At 37.3% G+C, this 17,954-nt stretch carries 16 protein-coding genes; 5 read left to right on the top strand and 11 right to left on the bottom strand.

Going from position 1 to position 17,954, the window contains the following annotated elements:
* Positions 1–13: 13 nt before the first annotated feature.
* From pyk to dnaE, 7 genes are all read right to left on the bottom strand, one after another.
* Positions 14–1,774 (bottom strand): pyruvate kinase, encoded by a 1,761-nt coding sequence (pyk, locus tag HWQ49_RS04765; protein WP_188206404.1) that lies wholly within the window; start codon positions 1,772–1,774, stop codon positions 14–16.
* A 31-nt stretch (positions 1,775–1,805) separates the two neighbouring features.
* A complete protein-coding gene (pfkA, locus tag HWQ49_RS04770; RefSeq protein ID WP_188206405.1) occupies positions 1,806–2,765 on the bottom strand; it encodes a 6-phosphofructokinase in 960 nt (319 codons plus the stop codon).
* A 108-nt stretch (positions 2,766–2,873) separates the two neighbouring features.
* Positions 2,874–3,839, bottom strand: coding sequence for an acetyl-CoA carboxylase carboxyl transferase subunit alpha (accA, locus tag HWQ49_RS04775; RefSeq protein WP_188206406.1), 966 nt, complete (start codon positions 3,837–3,839; stop codon positions 2,874–2,876).
* Positions 3,836–4,696 (bottom strand): acetyl-CoA carboxylase, carboxyltransferase subunit beta, encoded by an 861-nt coding sequence (gene accD / locus HWQ49_RS04780; protein WP_188206407.1) that lies wholly within the window; start codon positions 4,694–4,696, stop codon positions 3,836–3,838. Before accD ends, accA begins: the two co-directional genes overlap by 4 nt.
* A gap of 96 nt (positions 4,697–4,792) precedes the next feature.
* A complete protein-coding gene (locus tag HWQ49_RS04785) occupies positions 4,793–5,416 on the bottom strand; it encodes a FadR/GntR family transcriptional regulator (RefSeq protein WP_188206408.1) in 624 nt (207 codons plus the stop codon).
* A 31-nt stretch (positions 5,417–5,447) separates the two neighbouring features.
* A complete protein-coding gene (locus HWQ49_RS04790) occupies positions 5,448–6,686 on the bottom strand; it encodes an NAD(P)-dependent malic enzyme (protein WP_188206409.1) in 1,239 nt (412 codons plus the stop codon).
* Positions 6,687–6,818: 132 nt separating this feature from the next.
* Positions 6,819–10,163, bottom strand: a complete 3,345-nt coding sequence (gene dnaE, locus HWQ49_RS04795; RefSeq protein ID WP_188206410.1) for a DNA polymerase III subunit alpha — start codon at positions 10,161–10,163, stop codon at positions 6,819–6,821.
* Positions 10,164–10,320: 157 nt separating this feature from the next.
* Between dnaE and HWQ49_RS04800 the strand changes: the two genes are divergently transcribed.
* From HWQ49_RS04800 to HWQ49_RS04810, 3 genes are all read left to right on the top strand, one after another.
* Complete coding sequence (locus HWQ49_RS04800) at positions 10,321–10,650, top strand: YtrH family sporulation protein (RefSeq protein WP_188206411.1); 330 nt, start codon at positions 10,321–10,323, stop codon at positions 10,648–10,650.
* 1 nt (position 10,651) lies between these two features.
* Complete coding sequence (ytrI, locus tag HWQ49_RS04805; protein WP_188206412.1) at positions 10,652–11,158, top strand: sporulation membrane protein YtrI; 507 nt, start codon at positions 10,652–10,654, stop codon at positions 11,156–11,158.
* A gap of 335 nt (positions 11,159–11,493) precedes the next feature.
* A complete protein-coding gene (locus tag HWQ49_RS04810) occupies positions 11,494–11,676 on the top strand; it encodes a hypothetical protein (protein ID WP_188206413.1) in 183 nt (60 codons plus the stop codon).
* A 52-nt stretch (positions 11,677–11,728) separates the two neighbouring features.
* Here the strand turns inward: HWQ49_RS04810 and HWQ49_RS04815 are convergent, their stop codons facing one another.
* On the bottom strand, positions 11,729–12,670 hold the full coding sequence (locus tag HWQ49_RS04815) for a DHH family phosphoesterase (protein ID WP_188206414.1): 942 nt from the start codon (positions 12,668–12,670) through the stop codon (positions 11,729–11,731).
* Positions 12,671–12,766: 96 nt separating this feature from the next.
* Here HWQ49_RS04815 and HWQ49_RS04820 point away from each other — a divergent pair, with 96 nt between their 5' ends.
* Complete coding sequence (locus HWQ49_RS04820; RefSeq protein WP_188206415.1) at positions 12,767–13,066, top strand: YtpI family protein; 300 nt, start codon at positions 12,767–12,769, stop codon at positions 13,064–13,066.
* On the opposite strand, the gene HWQ49_RS04825 is transcribed toward HWQ49_RS04820, so the two are convergent.
* Together HWQ49_RS04825 and HWQ49_RS04830 are read right to left on the bottom strand one after the other, a co-directional pair.
* The gene (locus HWQ49_RS04825; RefSeq protein WP_188206416.1) at positions 13,056–14,366 is read right to left on the bottom strand and encodes a DRTGG domain-containing protein; all 1,311 of its coding nucleotides are present in this window, start codon (positions 14,364–14,366) and stop codon (positions 13,056–13,058) included. The two genes, HWQ49_RS04820 and HWQ49_RS04825, sit on opposite strands and share 11 nt — an antisense overlap.
* A 148-nt stretch (positions 14,367–14,514) precedes the next feature.
* Positions 14,515–15,195 carry a metal-dependent hydrolase gene (locus HWQ49_RS04830; RefSeq protein WP_188206417.1) on the bottom strand — a complete coding sequence of 227 codons (681 nt, stop codon included), beginning with the start codon at positions 15,193–15,195 and terminating at the stop codon, positions 14,515–14,517.
* A gap of 113 nt (positions 15,196–15,308) precedes the next feature.
* On the opposite strand from HWQ49_RS04830, the gene HWQ49_RS04835 reads away from it, so the two are divergent.
* Positions 15,309–16,403: a M24 family metallopeptidase gene (locus HWQ49_RS04835; RefSeq protein WP_188206418.1), complete on the top strand. Its 1,095-nt coding sequence runs from the start codon at positions 15,309–15,311 to the stop codon at positions 16,401–16,403.
* Between the two features lie 173 nt (positions 16,404–16,576).
* Here the strand turns inward: HWQ49_RS04835 and HWQ49_RS04840 are convergent, their stop codons facing one another.
* Entirely contained in the window at positions 16,577–17,953 is a 1,377-nt protein-coding gene (locus tag HWQ49_RS04840) for a YjiH family protein (protein ID WP_188206419.1), read from the bottom strand.
* Position 17,954: the final 1 nt, after the last annotated feature.

The raw sequence follows: 17,954 nt of genomic DNA on the forward strand, positions 1-17,954 counted from the left end.
AGTAGGACTTAAACTAGATCACCGTTGTTCGGCCTTGATAAATGTTACCATTGGTTGGATCAATAGTAATTTCTTCACCATCTTGGATCTGATCCATTGCTTTAGTAACACCTACAACAACAGGTTTGCCTAAGTTTAAACCGATCACTGCTGCATGGCTTGTTAGTCCACCTTCTTCAGCGACTACGCCTCCAGAACGTTCAATATAAGGCATCATATCCTTATCAGTTCCATATGTGACAATAATATCACCGTCATTAAAATTCTTTTCTAAGTCCTTTATATCTTTAGCTACAACTGCTTTACCAGCAGCCCCAAACTTTCCAATTCCTTGACCTTTAGCAACAATGTTACCAACAACATGCACCTTAATTAAGTTCGTTGTACCACTTTCGCCAACAGGTACACCTGCAGTAATCACAACCCGGTCACCATGTTGAAAGAGTTCAGTCTCTAACCCTTTCTCAACAGCTAGTGCAAGCATTTCATCGGTTGAATTAACTCGACTACCCTGAATGGCATGTACTCCCCATACAAGGTTTAACTGACGGCTAACATGTTCTTGTGACGTCACCGCAACAATACTTGCTTTTGGACGATATTTCGAAACAGTTCTTGCCGTGTTACCACTCTCAGTCGGGGTAACGATGGCTTTTACTGATAAGTCCTCTGCCAGGTTCGCTACTGAATGACTAATGGCATCTGTAATCGTCATATCTAACTGTCCTAAATCTTGTACAAATGAGCCTTGATCTTCTAAAGCCTGTTCTGTGTACACTGCAATATTATTCATGGTACTTACCGCTTCAACCGGGTAGTCACCAGCAGCAGTTTCACCAGATAACATAATTGCATCGGTTCCATCAAAAATCGCATTAGCTACGTCACTAGCTTCTGCTCTAGTTGGACGAGGATTACGCTGCATAGAATCAAGCATTTGTGTAGCGGTAATCACAGGTTTACCTGCTACATTACATTGATAAATAAGGTCTTTTTGTACTAATGGAACTTCCTCTGCTGGAATTTCAACACCTAGGTCACCACGTGCAACCATTATTCCATCACTAACTTTAATAACCTGTTCAATATTTTCGACACCTTCACGGTTTTCAATCTTAGGAATGATATGGATATGATCTGCCTGATGTTCCTCTAATAGCTCACGAATCTCTAATACATCTGAAGGTCTTCTTACAAAAGATGCCGCAATAAAATCAACACCCTGTTCTATACCGAAGACAATATCATTCGCATCCTTTTCTGTTATGCCAGGTAGGTTCACGCTTACATTTGGGACATTAACACCTTTACGATCTTTAATGATTCCCGTATTCATGACTTTCGTTTCAATTTCATTTTGCTCTTTGTTGATATTTACAACTTCAAGGCCGATTAGTCCGTCATCTAATAAGATAGTAGCTCCTGGGTCCACATCGTCAATAAGACCTGGATACGATACAGAGAAGCGCTCTCGGGTTCCCTCTACCTCATCCATAGCTAAGTAGACAGTTGAACCTTCAACTAATTCGACTTCCTTTTCAGCAAACATTCCAGTTCTTATTTCTGGGCCTTTTGTATCTAATAGTATGGCTACTGTTTGTCCTTTTTCTTTTGCTGCTTGGCGAATGTTGTTTATACGAGCACCATGCTCTTCATAATCTCCGTGTGAGAAATTGAGCCTCGCAACATTCATTCCAGCATCGATTAGCTCTTTAAGTGTCTCTACTGACTCTGACGCCGGTCCAATTGTACATACTATTTTTGTTTTCTTCATAATGGGTGTTTCCTCCTAAGTATATATGTTCTTATATTGAAAGTTGATTAGATAATTGATAGAGGCCATCATCAATATTGTGTTGTTGTTCTAATGCTTCAATAATATCATGATGGATTAATTGGTTATTTTCTATACCTACCATTCTGCCTTGTTTTCCGTTGATTAACAAGTCAACAGCAAAAGCTCCTAAGCGACTTGCCAACACACGATCAGTAGCTGTAGGCGAGCCACCACGTTGTGTATGCCCAAGAACGGTAACACGTGTTGAGAGGTCTAATTTCTCATTGATTTGATCAGCATAATCAACCGCACTTCCTACACCTTCTGCTACCATGATGATACTATGACGCTTACCTCTTTCATGACCACGCTTTATCTTTTCAATGACCTCATCAAAGCTAGATTCACGCTCAGGTATTAAAATACTTTCAGCACCACCTGCTAATCCAGCCCAAAGTGCTAAATCACCTGCATCTCTTCCCATGACTTCGATCGCATAAACACGCTCATGAGAAGTTGCCGTATCTCTAATCTTATCTACTGCTTGTATAACCGTATTAAGTGCTGTGTCAAACCCAATGGTAAAATCAGTACCAGGAATGTCATTATCAATCGTACCAGGTACACCAATACAAGGAAAACCTTGTTCAGTTAATTTTTTCGCACCACGGAACGATCCGTCTCCACCGATTACGACAAGACCATCAATTTCAAACTTCTTTAATTGCTCAATCGCTTTCTTTTGACCTTCTGGTGTTTTAAACTCCTCTGATCGAGAGGAATATAACATAGTTCCACCTTTTTGAATAATATCACCAACAGATCCGATCGTCAGTTCTTTAATTTCTCCTTCAATTAGACCTTGGTAACCATAATAGATTCCATATACTTTAACACCGTGGTAAATGCAACTTCTAACAACTGATCGTATAGCTGCATTCATACCAGGAGCATCTCCACCACTTGTTAGTACTCCTATTGCTTTCATTTTTTCACCTCATTGCTATCTCCATCTGTATTTCATATTTTAAAACAAAAAATCGATAAAAGCCATTCTAAAGGAAATAAAAACGGAGCTGATTAACAGCTCCACTTTTTATGATTGAACAACAGTCGTCACTGCACCAATCTGTTTATACTTTTCCCAACGCTTCTCAAGCAATTCTTCAGCTGATAAAACTTTTAAGTCTTGTAAATATGTCTCAATATTCGTTGAAATAAATTCTGATTGTTTGGTTATGTCACGATGAGCTCCACCTTGAATTTCTTCTATAACCTCATCAATAACTTCTAACTCTTTTAAGTCATAAGAAGTAATTCTCATCGATTCTGCAGCTTTTTGTGCTAAATTGGAATCCTTCCAAAGTAAAGCAGCCGCACCCTCTGGTGAGATGACGGAGTATGTTGAGTTCTCTAACATCAAGATGCGATCACCAACACTGATGCCTAGTGCACCTCCACTACCTCCTTCACCGATCACAATACAAATAATAGGGACAGTTAAGCCGGCCATTTCTCTTAAGTTCCTCGCAATCGCTTCACTTTGACCACGCTCTTCTGCAGCTTTACCGGGATAAGCGCCTTTTGTATCAATAAACGTAATTATAGGTCTGTTGAATTTTTCAGCCTGCTTCATTAAGCGTAATGCTTTCCGATAGCCCTCTGGATGCGGCATCCCAAAGTTTCGGCGAATATTATCTTTGGTGTCCTTACCTCGTTGATGACCAATAATCGTGACAGGTTGTCCTTTAAATTTGGCAATTCCACCTACAATAGCTTCATCATCCCCATATGAACGGTCACCATGCATCTCTAGAAAATCTTCAAAAATATGATCAATATAATCGAGTGTCGTCGGGCGTTCGGCATGCCTTGCCATTTGCACGCGATCCCAAGGTGACATGTTACCGTACACTTCTTCTTCAAGCCTTTCCAAGCGACTTTCAAGTGTGGCAATTTCTTCGGTAAGATCAACTTCACTTTCATTCGTGAAGTTTTTAAGCTCTGCAATCTTCTCCCTTAGTTCGACTACTGGCTTCTCAAACGGTAAGACATTTTTCATGACACGTCACCTCCAACATGATGAATTCCTAATATAGTTGACAGCGTTCCTTTCATCTCATGTCGAGGAATAACACGATCAAGTTGTCCATGTTTAAATAAAAATTCAGCTGTTTGGAAGTCATCTGGTAGTTTTTCACGAATCGTCTGTTCAATAATTCGACGCCCAGCAAACCCGATTAATGCTTGAGGCTCTGCAAAATTGTAATCGCCCAAAGAGGCAAAACTAGCTGAAACACCACCAGTTGTCGGGTTAGTCATATAAGAAATAAAAAGACCACCCGCACGGTCAAAACGTTCTAAAGCAACCGAGGTCTTAGACATTTGCATAAGACTTAATACACCTTCTTGCATTCTTGCACCACCCGAAGCAGTAAACAAAATCATCGGGATTTGTAATTCATTAGCTCTTTCGATTGCTCTTGCAATTTTTTCACCTACAACTGACCCCATACTTCCCATACGAAAACGAGCGTCCATAACTGCAATGGCTGTTGGATAACCATCAATCGTTCCTTTTCCAGTTACAACTGCTTCATTTATACCGGTCTTCTGTTGGTCTTTTTCTAGTTTTTTAATGTAATCAGGGAACTCTAGTGGGTTTTCTGAAATCATATCTTGATCCCACTCTTCAAAAGAGCCTTCATCTAACAAATATTCAATTCGTTTAGGGGCTGACATTTGGTGATGATAGTCACAATTTGGGCAAGTTAATAAGTTTTTTTCCAATTCCTTGCGATAATAAATTTTACGACAAGAAGGACATTTGACCATTAAACCTTCTGGGACATCTTCATATTCTTCTTGTTTGGAAATGGTTGCATATTTCCTTTTCTTATTAAACATATCTTTAATCAAGCTGATTCCTCCTTTAGCCCGGACACTCTCAATATAACTGATCACAGGAAAAAATATTGTCGATTTTTATTCGTAATCAGTATGAAAATAGTCCTTTTAAGACGTATTAATTAAACTCGATTGGTAGATGGAGGCATGTAAATTAGCTGCATCATTAAATTGTCCTTCTTTGATCAATTGATAAAACTGGTGATATTGTGAATCATCTACCCTTGGCTGATCAATCGTTTCAGTAAAACCTGCGACAAGGTGCCATATTTTTAATAACAAATGATTTTCAATTTTGCTAAATAAGTGTAAGAAAAGCTGTGTATGGAGATTACAAGCCGATTTCTCGTTGAAAAAATCACTAATATCTCCAACATCACAGCTACCATCATTTAATTTCTCGAGACAAATTTTTTCTAATAAAAACTTCACTTCAAGAAGTTCTTGTTTAGTTTCTACTTCCCTCAAGACAAAGGTAGATAATAACTCGACGGAATGGTAAGGTCGATAGGTGCGTAAAAACGTTCCTTCACCATGACGCGTTTCGATTAAACCTAATAGTTCAATAGCTCTTAGCGCCTCACGAATCGAAGAACGTCCTGCATTTAACTGTTCGGATAATTCGCGTTCTGAAGGTAAACGGTCGCCGTCTTTTAGTTCATTATCCTCAATAAAATGACGTATTTTATTCAGGACTTCTTGATATACCTTCATTTTTGACCGATTTGTCATATAACGCACCCCAGCAATCGATTCCTACGATTTATGATTCATCAATTTGTGTTAACTTTTCTGTATGTTTTCTAACCTCTTCTGGATCTACATTAACTCTAGCAACGCCTGATTCCATAGCAGCTTTAGCAACAGCTCCTGCGACTGACGGTGCAACACGTGAATCAAAAGGTTCTGGAATCACATAGTCTGGTGACAATTGATCGTCTCCGACAAGTTCAGCAATAGCTTCAGCCGCTGCTACTTTCATCTTTTCATTGATTCGTGTGGCTCGAACGTCTAATGCTCCTCTAAAGATACCAGGAAAAGCTAAGACATTGTTCACTTGGTTTGGAAAGTCTGAACGTCCAGTTCCAATAACTTTAGCGCCTGCTTCTTTAGCATCTTCAGGCATTATCTCAGGATCAGGGTTAGCCATGGCAAAAATAACTGGATCATCATTCATACTTTCTACCATTTCTTTAGATAATGCTCCCCCAACAGAAACACCTATAAAGACATCGGTACCTTTAATTACCTCTTCTAATGAACCTTCTACTTTATCTTTATTAGTCATTTGAGCGATGCGGTCTTTTACCTCATTCATTCCATATGTACGACCTTCAAAGATTGCCCCTTTAGAATCACACATAATGATATCACGTACACCAAAGTTATAAAGTAACTTGATAATAGCAATCCCTGCAGCTCCTGCACCATTGGCAACAACCTTGATTTCAGAAAAGCTTTTTCCTGATAACTTTAAAGCATTAATAAGACCAGCTACAGTAACAATTGCTGTACCATGTTGGTCATCATGGAATATTGGAATATTTGTTTCTTTCTTTAAACGCTCTTCGATCACAAAACAGTTGGGAGCTGCTATGTCCTCTAAATTAATTCCACCAAAAGTCGGTTCCATCAATTTAACAGCTTGTACAAATTCATCAACATCATGTGTGTTTAGCGCGATTGGAAAGGAATCGACACCCGCAAACCCTTTGAATAATGCAGACTTTCCTTCCATAACTGGTAGAGATGCCTCAGCACCGATATTACCTAAACCTAATACCGCAGAGCCATCGGTAATAACTCCAACCATGTTACCCTTCATGGTATAGTCATATACAGTCTCTTTATTATCATATATTGCTTTACAAGGCTCGGCTACACCTGGAGAATAAGCCAAGCTTAAATCCCTAGCGTTTTTAATTGGTACTTTCGAATGAGTTGCTAGTTTACCTTGATTTGCTCTATGAATGTGTAGTGCTTCTGCTTTTAAGTTAGCCACATATACCGCTCCTTTATTATCAATCCATATTAAAATGGTCTGACCACTAACCGAATTAATTATAACAAAATTCATGCTCATGTAAAGTATTTCTTACCTCATTGTTGAAAATATCAAAATGATAAAAATTCTTTATTTACCCTCCTGAATAACAACATTTTCAGGTTTAAATTCTGACTTTAAAATAGTAATAACCTTTTCGTTCAAATCAAGGTCAAATTTAGGCGAAAGCTGGTACAATTTCCGATAGTTTAACGAGTAAACAGCTATAGGTGTTGTACCAGGAAACTGATGATGAATCTCTTTTAGTTTTTGTAATTGGGCTTTCTCATCACTTGATTCTAAACGAATAAAGATTTGGTGTTCACTATTTTTAGGAAGTTCATCAAGTTCTATTTCTTTAATTTGGTTAATGATCACCTGCCATTTACCTTCTCTCTCATCCAGTCGTCCCTCTATTTGAACCATTTGATCCTCAGATAACCACCTTCCAACTTCTCTAAACACTTTGGGAAAAATGACGGCATCTACTTCCCCCGTTTCATCTTGTAACGTCGCAAAGGCCATTTGTTCCCCACGTTTAGTGCGGATTGGTTTCAAACGGGATATAGAAGCTGCAATCGTGCCACCATAATTAGCATGTCTCTTTAACCATTCATTAATCGTCAATAAACCTTTTTGCATCAGTGCACGCCGAACAGTCGATAACGGATGTTGACTAATTCTAAATCCCATAACCTCTTTTTCCATATTTAATTCTTTTAAAATCGGAAAAGGCTCAACTTCTGTATATTCCACTTTGACTTCAAATAAGTCAGAGTCCCAGTTTGACTGTTCATCTATGTCTGAGAATAACTCTCCTTGATCCATAGCTTGTACCGTAGAAGCCAACAACTGAGCGCGATTAGAATGGGTTTCATCAAAGGCTCCAACAATAATCAATGATTCAAGTAATGTTCTATTAATAACTTTTAATGAAATACGTTGGCAAAAGTCAAATAAATTCTTAAACCCTTTATTGGACCTGGCTCTTATAATCTCATCAACAGCCTGTTTACCAAGCCCTTTAATAGCTAACAAACCAAACCTTACGGATTTAGGTCCTTCTACTGTAAATTTTCCAAAACTATGATTAATTGATGGTAATAAGACGTTTATTCCAACCTGCCTTGCTTCATTAATATATTGTTCCAATTTACTTGCATCGTGCATTACTGAGCTTAACAGTTCGGCATAAAAGTAACTTGGATAATTTGCCTTAAAGTAAGCAATTTGGTAGGAAATCATCGAATAGGCAACCGCATGACTTTTATTAAAGCCATAATCAGCAAATCGTTCAATCCAATCAAAAATCTTAATCGCCACTTCATACTTATAGCCGTGTTTCAGACAACCATCAATAAAAGATTGCTTCATCTCTTGAATGGCATGAGCATCCTTCTTGCTAATCGCCCTTCTTAGTAAATCAGCCTGTCCCAATGAGAATTTAGCTAAATGGTGTACAATTTGCATGATCTGTTCTTGGTAAACTAAAACACCATACGTTTCTTCTAAGATAGGCTTTAAATCTGGATGAATATAGTTAATAGACTCTTTATTGTGTTTTCTGTTTGCGAATGTTTCAATAAATTGCATCGGACCCGGACGATAAAGCGCGTTTACAGCAACAATATCTTCAAATGATGTAGGTCTGATGACGCGAAGAGCTCCCTTCATACCATCAGACTCTAATTGAAAGACACCAGTTGTCCAGCCTCTTTGCAATAATTTAAATGTTTCAGGGTCATTTTTGGGAATTTGATCTAGCTTAATACTATACCCTTCCCGTTCTTTAATTTGCTGAATCATTCTTTCAAGTAGGGTTAAATTCCTCAATCCTAAAAAATCCATCTTCAATAGCCCTAAAGCTTCTAAATCATTCATCGGCAATTGCGTGAGTAGCACACCTTCTGTGCCATTAAACATCGGTACCTTCTCTAATAATGTCTGGTTACTTATAATCACTCCAGCGGCATGAACTGAATAATGGCGTGGGGTTCCCTCGATCACCAAGGCAGCTTGAAACATTTTAATTAGTTGATCAGATTGTTTAATATATTTTTTTAGCTTGCTGTTTTCTGAAATAGCACGTCTAATTGATGATTGGTGTTGTGATAACTCTTTTAATAAAAATGTCAGCGTTTCACGGTTTATCTTAAAAACTTTACTGAGCTCTCGAATGGTTGATTTAGCTTGAAAAGTTCCAAAGGTAATAATTTGCGAAACCCTATCAGAACCATATCGCTCTTTAACATATTGGATGACTTCGTCTCTACGATAATCAGAAAAGTCAATATCAATATCTGGCATCGTTTGACGTTCCGGGTTTAAGAAACGTTCAAATAATAATTGATGTTCAATCGGATCCACTTCAGTAATATCTAAAAGATAAGCCACAATTGAGCCAGCTGCTGAACCACGGCCTGGACCAGTTAGGATATTTGATCTTTTAGCATAACGAACTAGGTCCCAAACAATTAAGAAATAGTCTGCGAAGTCCATTTGATTAATTACTGAAAGTTCGTGGTTCAACCTTTGTCTCGCTTGCTTTATATTTTGATCATGATACTTAAGTTTAAGTTGCTGAACACAAAGTTTTTCTAGCAATTCCTTAGAAGTTAACCCATCTTGACTAGGGTATTGTGGAAGAGTGAACCACTTTGCAGACATAGAGAAATGACATCTAGCAGCAACTTCTATAGTTCTCTGAAAAGCCTCATTCCACTGATCTAGTATCGTTTCACCATAGTCATCTAGAGTTTTTAAATGTGTTCCGGGCAATTCCTTTAGTGATAACTCGCTTATATGAAGTCCATCTTGCATAGCCCGAAGTGCCTCATAACCTATTCTATCCTCTTCCTTCAGATATCGAACATCATCAGTTATAACAGCCTGATCTCGGAATTCACTTCCTTCTCTATGTAACCATGCTTGTACTTGATCTTGATTACGACTTGGTTGGACATTGATTAACCAATATGGCAAGGATGAATGGATTCGATCCATTAACTGCATTAGATAATCATGCTCTTCTAGATAAATAAGCTCCTCCATAAACGTGTGGTAAAAGGAGATAATGGGAACGAGTTGTCTCGCTTCTGCAATATCTTCAAGCATGATCGGGTGTTTTTCAATATTCTTCTTATTGGATAAGCGTACTAAGGATTGATAGCCAACTTCATCTTTAGCTAACAGGATCATTCTTATCGGTCTTTTTTCCTCTGGAAGTTGAACATCACAAGTCATCCCTACAATTGGGTTAATTTGATATTGTTCACACAACCTTGTAAATGTATATACACCATGCAATACCTCATGATCCGTTAAAGCAATTGATTCAAAGCCTAGATTTGCCGCTGATTGAACAAGTTGCTCTAAATCAATCGTACTGTTCATTAAGGTATAACTACTATGTATTTGCAGATGAACAAAATTCATTAATTCCACCTTCATTTCCATTTCAGCATAACAAATCTTTTCTCAATCCCTAAATTTATTATATATGACAAAAAGGGAACTTGAAATCTTTCACATATAAAACCTTGAGAAATCATATATTTTCATAAGACAACCTCAGTGTGAAAGGTTGATAAACATGGAAGAACGATTTTTTAGTGCGGTCATCAAATGTTTTTTTATAGCCTTTGGTGTTTTAACAGGTGGTGCGCTGTTTGGAAGTTTAAGCGCTTATTTAACCGGACAACCTCCTATTACAGAGATGCTAATAGCAGCAAAGAAATTAAGAATTTGGGCGATCGTCGCTGCAATTGGTGGCACATTTGATGCCATTTCAACTTTCGAAAAAGGAATCTTTGAAGCTTCTACGGTTGATTTATTTAAACAGATCATGCTGATTATCTCGGCAATGGGTGGTGTCAAATCAGCTTTAATGTTAATTAGTTGGATTACTCAAGGGGATTTGTGATATGCACATTCCCCCTTTTTACAAAAAGACGACATGGCAAGCATTTTATATTGGTATCTTAACGGGAGTTGTCATCGGTTATTTATTTTTCCTTTATGTATACGGACAACATACTGAAAGGTGGATTGAAGAGAATTTAACATTAAGGAATGAACTCAATCAAGTACAGCAAGAAAATGAATTACTTAAGCAAGATAAGGATGATCTAAATAAAGCTAATGAACAGCGATTGACTGTCCAAGACATTGAAATTGAGTGGGAAAATGCAGATGATTTAGACCTTGATCGATTTACTATGCATGAATTAAACGAACGTGTACAAGATGAATTACAAACAGTGATGGGGAGAAATATTGAATCTATTTCTGAACAACGTGACTTTTTAATTCGCTCTGTCGAAAATAAAGTCTATAACGTTAGAGATATTGATTATGAATTAGAGGTTCACCATATAACCATCTCACCTACATTAATTATTTCATTTGTGATCCATGTTTCTAGCACTTAAACAACCTATCATAGCATATAGATAATTATAATCAACCATTTGGTAAAGGCTACTCCTAGGTATGAGCCTTCAACTAGGTAATTGATGAAAACGTGTATTTATTAATGAATATGCAATTATTTGATAAGTCGCTTTCACCTATTGTGCTTAAGAAATGTTGGAAATTCTTGAAGTGAAATATGACTTTTTTATGAAAAAATTTTCAAATTAGCTATTTTTCACGTTTTTTGGGTTATAATAAGATTACAAACTAATAAATCATATCCCAACTTAAACATATTATGAAGGTGTTTTGTCAGTGGATCATGAAGTTATTATAAAAAGAGGTGAGTAATATGTTTGTTGTCCAAAAGCAACGAATGGCAAATCAAAAACTAGACCAATTGCTTAACGGATATTCCGCTTACGCAGAAACAGATGAACTCATCCGACTAATGAGACGCAGAATTAATTCACACAATTTAGATATCCATGTCGATCAAACAGATATTGGTTGTTGGTTCATTCCAAAGAATTAATACTTATATGCAAAACCTCCCATAAGCTATCACTTATGGGAGGTTTTTTGGTTCAACTATATTGCTGACAAACATGGTCCAAGTCCTTAATAAGCTCCTCTGCTTCATCCCACGTGTCAACACGGGCACCAGAAGCCATTGGATGGCCACCTCCATTATAATTAGCTGCAACCTCATTTATAACAGGACCCTTTGAACGAAGTCGCACTCTAATGACATCTTCTTCTTCCACAAAAAATACCCAGGATAATACCCCTGCTATATCACCAGCTATTCCTACGAATGCATGCGTCTCCTCTGCAGTCACTTGATATTTCTTTAGCATATCCTTAGTGATCTTAAATACAGCTAAGCCACTCTCTCTTGGCTCTAAAGCCTGTAACAACTCTCCTTTGAATTTAGCAATATTTAAAGACACTTGGTACATGCTGTCATATAATTCTTTGCGATCAAAATCATATTGCACTAATTCTTGAGCAGCATTGAATGTTCTTTCTGTTGTGCTTGGAAAAAGGAACCTTCCCGTGTCGCCTACAATTCCAGCATACAAAAGTCGTGCTGAGTGAGCATTTAATTTCCAACCCTCTTCTTTTCCTGCTAAGTATAATTCATAAACCATTTCACTTGTAGAAGAGGCATCCGTATCAATCCACATTAAATCTCCATATGGCTCCCTATTAGGATGATGGTCTATTTTAATGATTTGCTCACCTTTACGGTACCTTTGATCACAAACTCTCTCTTCATTTGCAGTATCGCAAACAATGACTAAGGCTCCTTCATATTGAGCATCTGAAATATCATCCAGCCTCGAAAGATAGTTTAAAGATGGATCTTCCTCACCTACAATATAAACATTTTTTTGAGGATAGGTCGTTTTAATTAACTCAGCAAGCCCTGCTTGAGAACCATACGCATCAGGATCTGGTCGCACATGCCGATGTAAAATAACCGTTTGGTATTGTTTGATCTCTTGTATAATTTGTTCTTTCACTATGGACATCCTTTCCTATACAATGACGCTAGCATTTTATGATAAAAATCGTTACAATAGATTCGAAAGAGTTGATTAAAAAAGGAGAGTTCTATTTTGCTAATACTTATCTCAATTTTTGTTGTATCATTTATTCTATATATATATTTCAAAGTGCGAATTACCAATTATAAAAATCCATTATATATTTATTACACAAATGGTAAAGCAAGAATCGCTTTAGGATTATTTATTTCAACTTTCGGAATGAACCAATATTTATATTATCTATCTCAGCTTGCCTTATTCATATGTATAGCCTTTCTCGCCTTAGGTATTGCACAAATCGTTTATGGTTATAAAATTTATAAACACTACAGGGGCGAAATTTTAAAAACTGAAGTCGTTAACGGTTGATAAATTGAGTCATAACCATAGCCTTACCAGCTAACTCACCTTCATCATGTGAGATCACTTGTACATCAATCTTAGCAAATTTCCGACCAAGCTCTAATACTTGAGGAATGATCGTTAACGATGCACCAATCTGAACAGGTTTCATGTAAAAGATTGATAAATTCTCAATCACCATGTCTCCTGTTTTTTCTTTCTTTAAGGATTGATTACAAACCTCTGTTACTAAAGAAGCGAAAACACCATAAGAAAGTGTTCCTAGATGATTGGTCATCTGTGGTGTCACTTCCGTTTTAAACTCATTGGTTTCCTCATGAAATAACAACTGCTTCTGAACGAGATCGTCGATTGTTTCTCCAATCTGAGGCTGTCTTTGACTGCTCTGTAACCCCTTTATCACATCTTGTCTAGTTATAACACCTTGAAAAATATGCTCTTCATCGACGACCGGCATTAATTCAATTCCTTGCCAAACCATTGTATGTGCCGCACTTGTTAACGAAGTAGTGACCTTGGCTACTATAGGCTTTTTAGTCATCACTTTATCTATAGTTAAGTCAATTCGTTTATTAATAATGTCCTTTGAAGTCACGATTCCCACAACTCTATTTTTCCGGTTTAAAACTGGGTAGCGACTATGTTTTGTTTGTTCGTTTAAAACATGCCAAGCCGATACTTGATCATCTTCGTATAACACATAGGTTTCATCAATTGGTGTATAAATATCATCGACAATGACTATTTCTTTCTTAATTAGCTGATCATAAATGGCTCTGTTTATCATCGCAGCCACCGTAAATGAATCATAAGAGCAGGATATGACTGGTAATTCATAACGATCGGCTAACGATTTCACATGGTCTGTCGTATCAAAGCCTCCAGTAATTAAAATGGCTGCTCCAGCATTTAATGCTTTTTCCTGAGCTTTCACTCTGTTACCGACAATAAGTAAAGATCCTTTTTCCGTATAACGCATCATAGCTTCTAGCTTCATAGCACCAATAACAAACTTATTTAGCGTTTTATGTAATCCACTACGTCCACCAAGGACATGACCATCGATTATATTGACAACTTCTGCGAAGGTTAACTTCTCAATGTTTTCTTTCTTTTTCTGCTCAATTCGGATTGTACCAACACGTTCGATGGTACTAACATATCCCACATTTTCAGCCTCTTTAATTGCCCGGTAAGCTGTTCCTTCACTAACTTCTAAATTTTTCGCAATCATTCTCACGGAAATTTTAGTCCCTACTGGAAGGGATTCAATATAACTCAGTATTTGCTCGTGTTTAGTACTCATATTTACTTCACCTATTTCTTAAGCCATATAAAACCATTATACCTCTTGTATCATTTTGCTTCAATTTTCCAATGCTGAACATCATATTGCGTAGCCCATAAAAAAACGTCCCAAAAGTCAGTTATTAAGACCTTTGGGACAGCTCGATTTATAGTGTGAGTTCATCTCCAGGATTCATGACCTGGCCTACCCCTGCTTGTAATGAGTTGGCAAAAGCTTGCCCATCCTGTTCAATAAGTGGGAATGTATTATAATGAACAGGTACAACCTTTTTAGCTTTAATCCACTCAGCTGCAAGCTTGGCATCTTCAGGTCCCATCGTAAAATTATCACCGATTGGAAGAAAAGCTAAATCAATATCATTTAAATCACCAATTAGCTTTAAGTCAGAGAATAAACCCGTATCACCTGCATGGTAGATGGTTTTACCATTAATCGTTAATAAGATTCCACCTGGCATCCCTGTATAAACGATCGTTCCATCATCTTCATTATAACTTGAACCATGAAAGGCTTGTGTGAACTTTACCTTTCCAAAATCAAATTGATGAGAACCCCCGATATGCATAGGGTGAGTGTTTAAACCTTTATTGCCTAAGTAAGTTGCTAATTCAAATGGGGCAACCACTAAAGCTTCATTTTTCTTAGCAAGCTGTTCAGTATCACCAACATGGTCATTATGTCCATGTGTCAAAAGGATTACATCAGGCTTAACCTGATCTACATTCAAATCACAAGAATCGTTTCCACTTATAAAGGGGTCGATCAAGATCGATGTGTCATTGTTTTCAACTTTAACAACAGAATGTCCGTGGTAGGATACTTTCATCATAAAACCTCCATTTTTAAAATTTTCTCAATTAATTACTTCTTCATCATTCATTTATTTCCCTTTTTCAGTTAAGATAACACATAACAAATAAGAATTTTAGAGGTGATTTAATGAATCATAGAATTGATCAACTAATTAATGAATTAAAACAAAGAAGTATCGACAGCATGTTTATAACTTCAAAGGCAAACATTTTTTATTTTAGTCAGCTTTATGCAGAAGCACATGAACGCCTCATCGCCTTATACATAGACCAAAAAGGAAATCGTGTGTTAGTTGTGCCTGCTCTTGAACTTGAAGACGTTAAAAATACGGGATGGAAAGAAGCGATCATCACCTATTATGACCATGAAGACCCATGGGAGAAATTCAACGAATGGGTTAAGAAAACAGGGTTCACTCCTTCATCAATAGGGATTGAAGAAGAAAGCTTGAATGTTCAACGCTACAAACTCCTACAGAAGCATTTACCAACTAGTGAATTGGTCGATGGACAACTGTTACTTAACCAGATGAGAGTTATAAAGGATGAATCTGAGGCAAGTATACTACAAGAGGCGGCTAAGTTTGCTGATTTTGGTGTTGAGACGGCTGTCAAGCATATTCAACCTGGCAAGACAGAATTAGAAATTATTGCTCAAGTTGAATACGCCTTAAAGAAAGAAGGCATACGTCATATGTCATTCTCAACATTAGTTCTTTCTGGAGACAAAACTGCTGCTCCTCATGGAAACCCTAGCACTAAAGTCATTGAATCTGGTGACTTTGTCTTAATGGACCTAGGTGTTATTCATAATGGCTACTGTTCAGACATCACCCGAACCGTAGCAGTAGGGGATATCTCTGATGAACAAAAAGAAATTTACAATACTGTTCTTAATGCTGAATTAGCTGGATTAGACGCTTGCCAAATAGGGACGCCACTCGGGGAAATTGACCGTGCGGCACGTGATGTCATCGAAAAGGCTGGCTATGGAGAATATTTTACTCATCGAATTGGACATGGACTAGGTATTGATGTACATGAGTTCCCTTCCATGGCTTCAAACAACCAAGACCCACTGCAAGCTGGAATGAGCTTTACGATTGAGCCTGGAATCTACCTACCTGGTGCAGGTGGAGTTAGAATTGAAGATGATGTCCTAATGACAAAACAGGGAGCTAAAACGTTAACTAAATACCCGAAAGAGCTCATTATTTTATAATAACCTTATTTTGAATTGAGACATCGTCTCTCAAATAGAAATTAGATATGTCTACACCTGGTAACTCTTTTTTTAGGTTAAGAAGGAATTTAAATTAGTGTTATTACCCCAATAATTATTTTAGAACCATAAAATAACACCTCCAGCAGGGAAATTGCCAGAGGTGTTATTTGCTAGTTAAAAACTATAAATTGTGCAATAAGGACAATGATTGGTAATGTAATGACTGTTCGCTGAACGAAAATAATAAATAACTCGTGTAATTTTAATGGAATATTTGACCTTAAAATAAGGACACCAATTTCAGACATATAGATTATTTGTGTAATTGACAAAGCACCGACCACAAAGCGAGTTAATTCACTTTCAATGCCACTTCCAATAACAGCAGGTAAAAACATATCCGCAAACCCCACAAGCATAGCAGGAGCAGCAATACTTGCCTCTGGAATATTCATTAACTCTAGCAGTGGGATTAATGGGTACGATAATACTTGGAAAATAGGTGTAAACTCAACAATAATTAAAGCAATTGCTCCTAGACTCATGACAAGTGGGATTAAACCTAACCAAATATCCATCACTGTTTTGATGCCATTTTTAAATTGATCACTAAGGCCTTTTGCATGACTAGCCTTGTTTAATGCCTGAATCCATCCCCATTTTACGGGTGAGATCCCTCTTGGATTGGATTCATTAATCTGCTTTCCAACCTCTTCAAAATATGTCTCATCTTTACGGGATAGTGGTGGGATTCTAGGTATAATGATCGCTGCAACTAAGCAAGCTACAACGACTGTTATATAGAATGGAATGAATAAATGCCCAACACCAATCATGTTAGCGATCACTAAACTAAAAGCAATAGATGCAACGGAGAAAGTTGTTGCAATTACTGCAGACTCCCTTTTGTTATAGAAACCTTCATCATATTGCTTGGTAGTGACTAGTACACCAACTGTGCCAGCACCCATCCAAGAGGCCATACTATCTATTGAAGAACGGCCTGGCAAAGTGAATAACGGACGCATAATCTTTCTTAATAGAGCACCTATGAATTCCATTAAGCCATATTGCATTAATAACGGCAAGAATAACCCTGCAAATAAAAACCAAGTTAACAGGACTGGTGCCAAATCATATAACACAACTCCACCAGTATCCCTAGAGATAATCATTTCTGGCCCAAATTCAATCAATGTGAGAATCCCTACCAGAAAACCGAATCCCCGAATTATTAAACCAAACGGAGTAACCATAAATAACTCATTAAGAAATTCATTTTTCTTAAACAGTTTTCCATTAGTCGTCTTGGCAACGACCGTTGTCAGGAAGGAAACACCTAATAATAATACGACAAAATGAGCAATCCATGATTCAAAGACATTAAGTAACCCTGTTGCTAAAATACCGATACCAATGGTAAATTCGCCATCAAACTTTACAGGTACTAAGAATAACAAGACACCAATCAATGCAGGTATTAGAAATCTCCACTTATCCTTTGAAGCTGCAATCCCTACATCTACTTTTTGTTCTAATTCCTCCATA

This window comes from Alkalibacillus aidingensis, from assembly GCF_014595945.1.
GTDB classification, from domain to species: Bacteria; Bacillota; Bacilli; order Bacillales; family Alkalibacillaceae; genus Alkalibacillus; species Alkalibacillus aidingensis.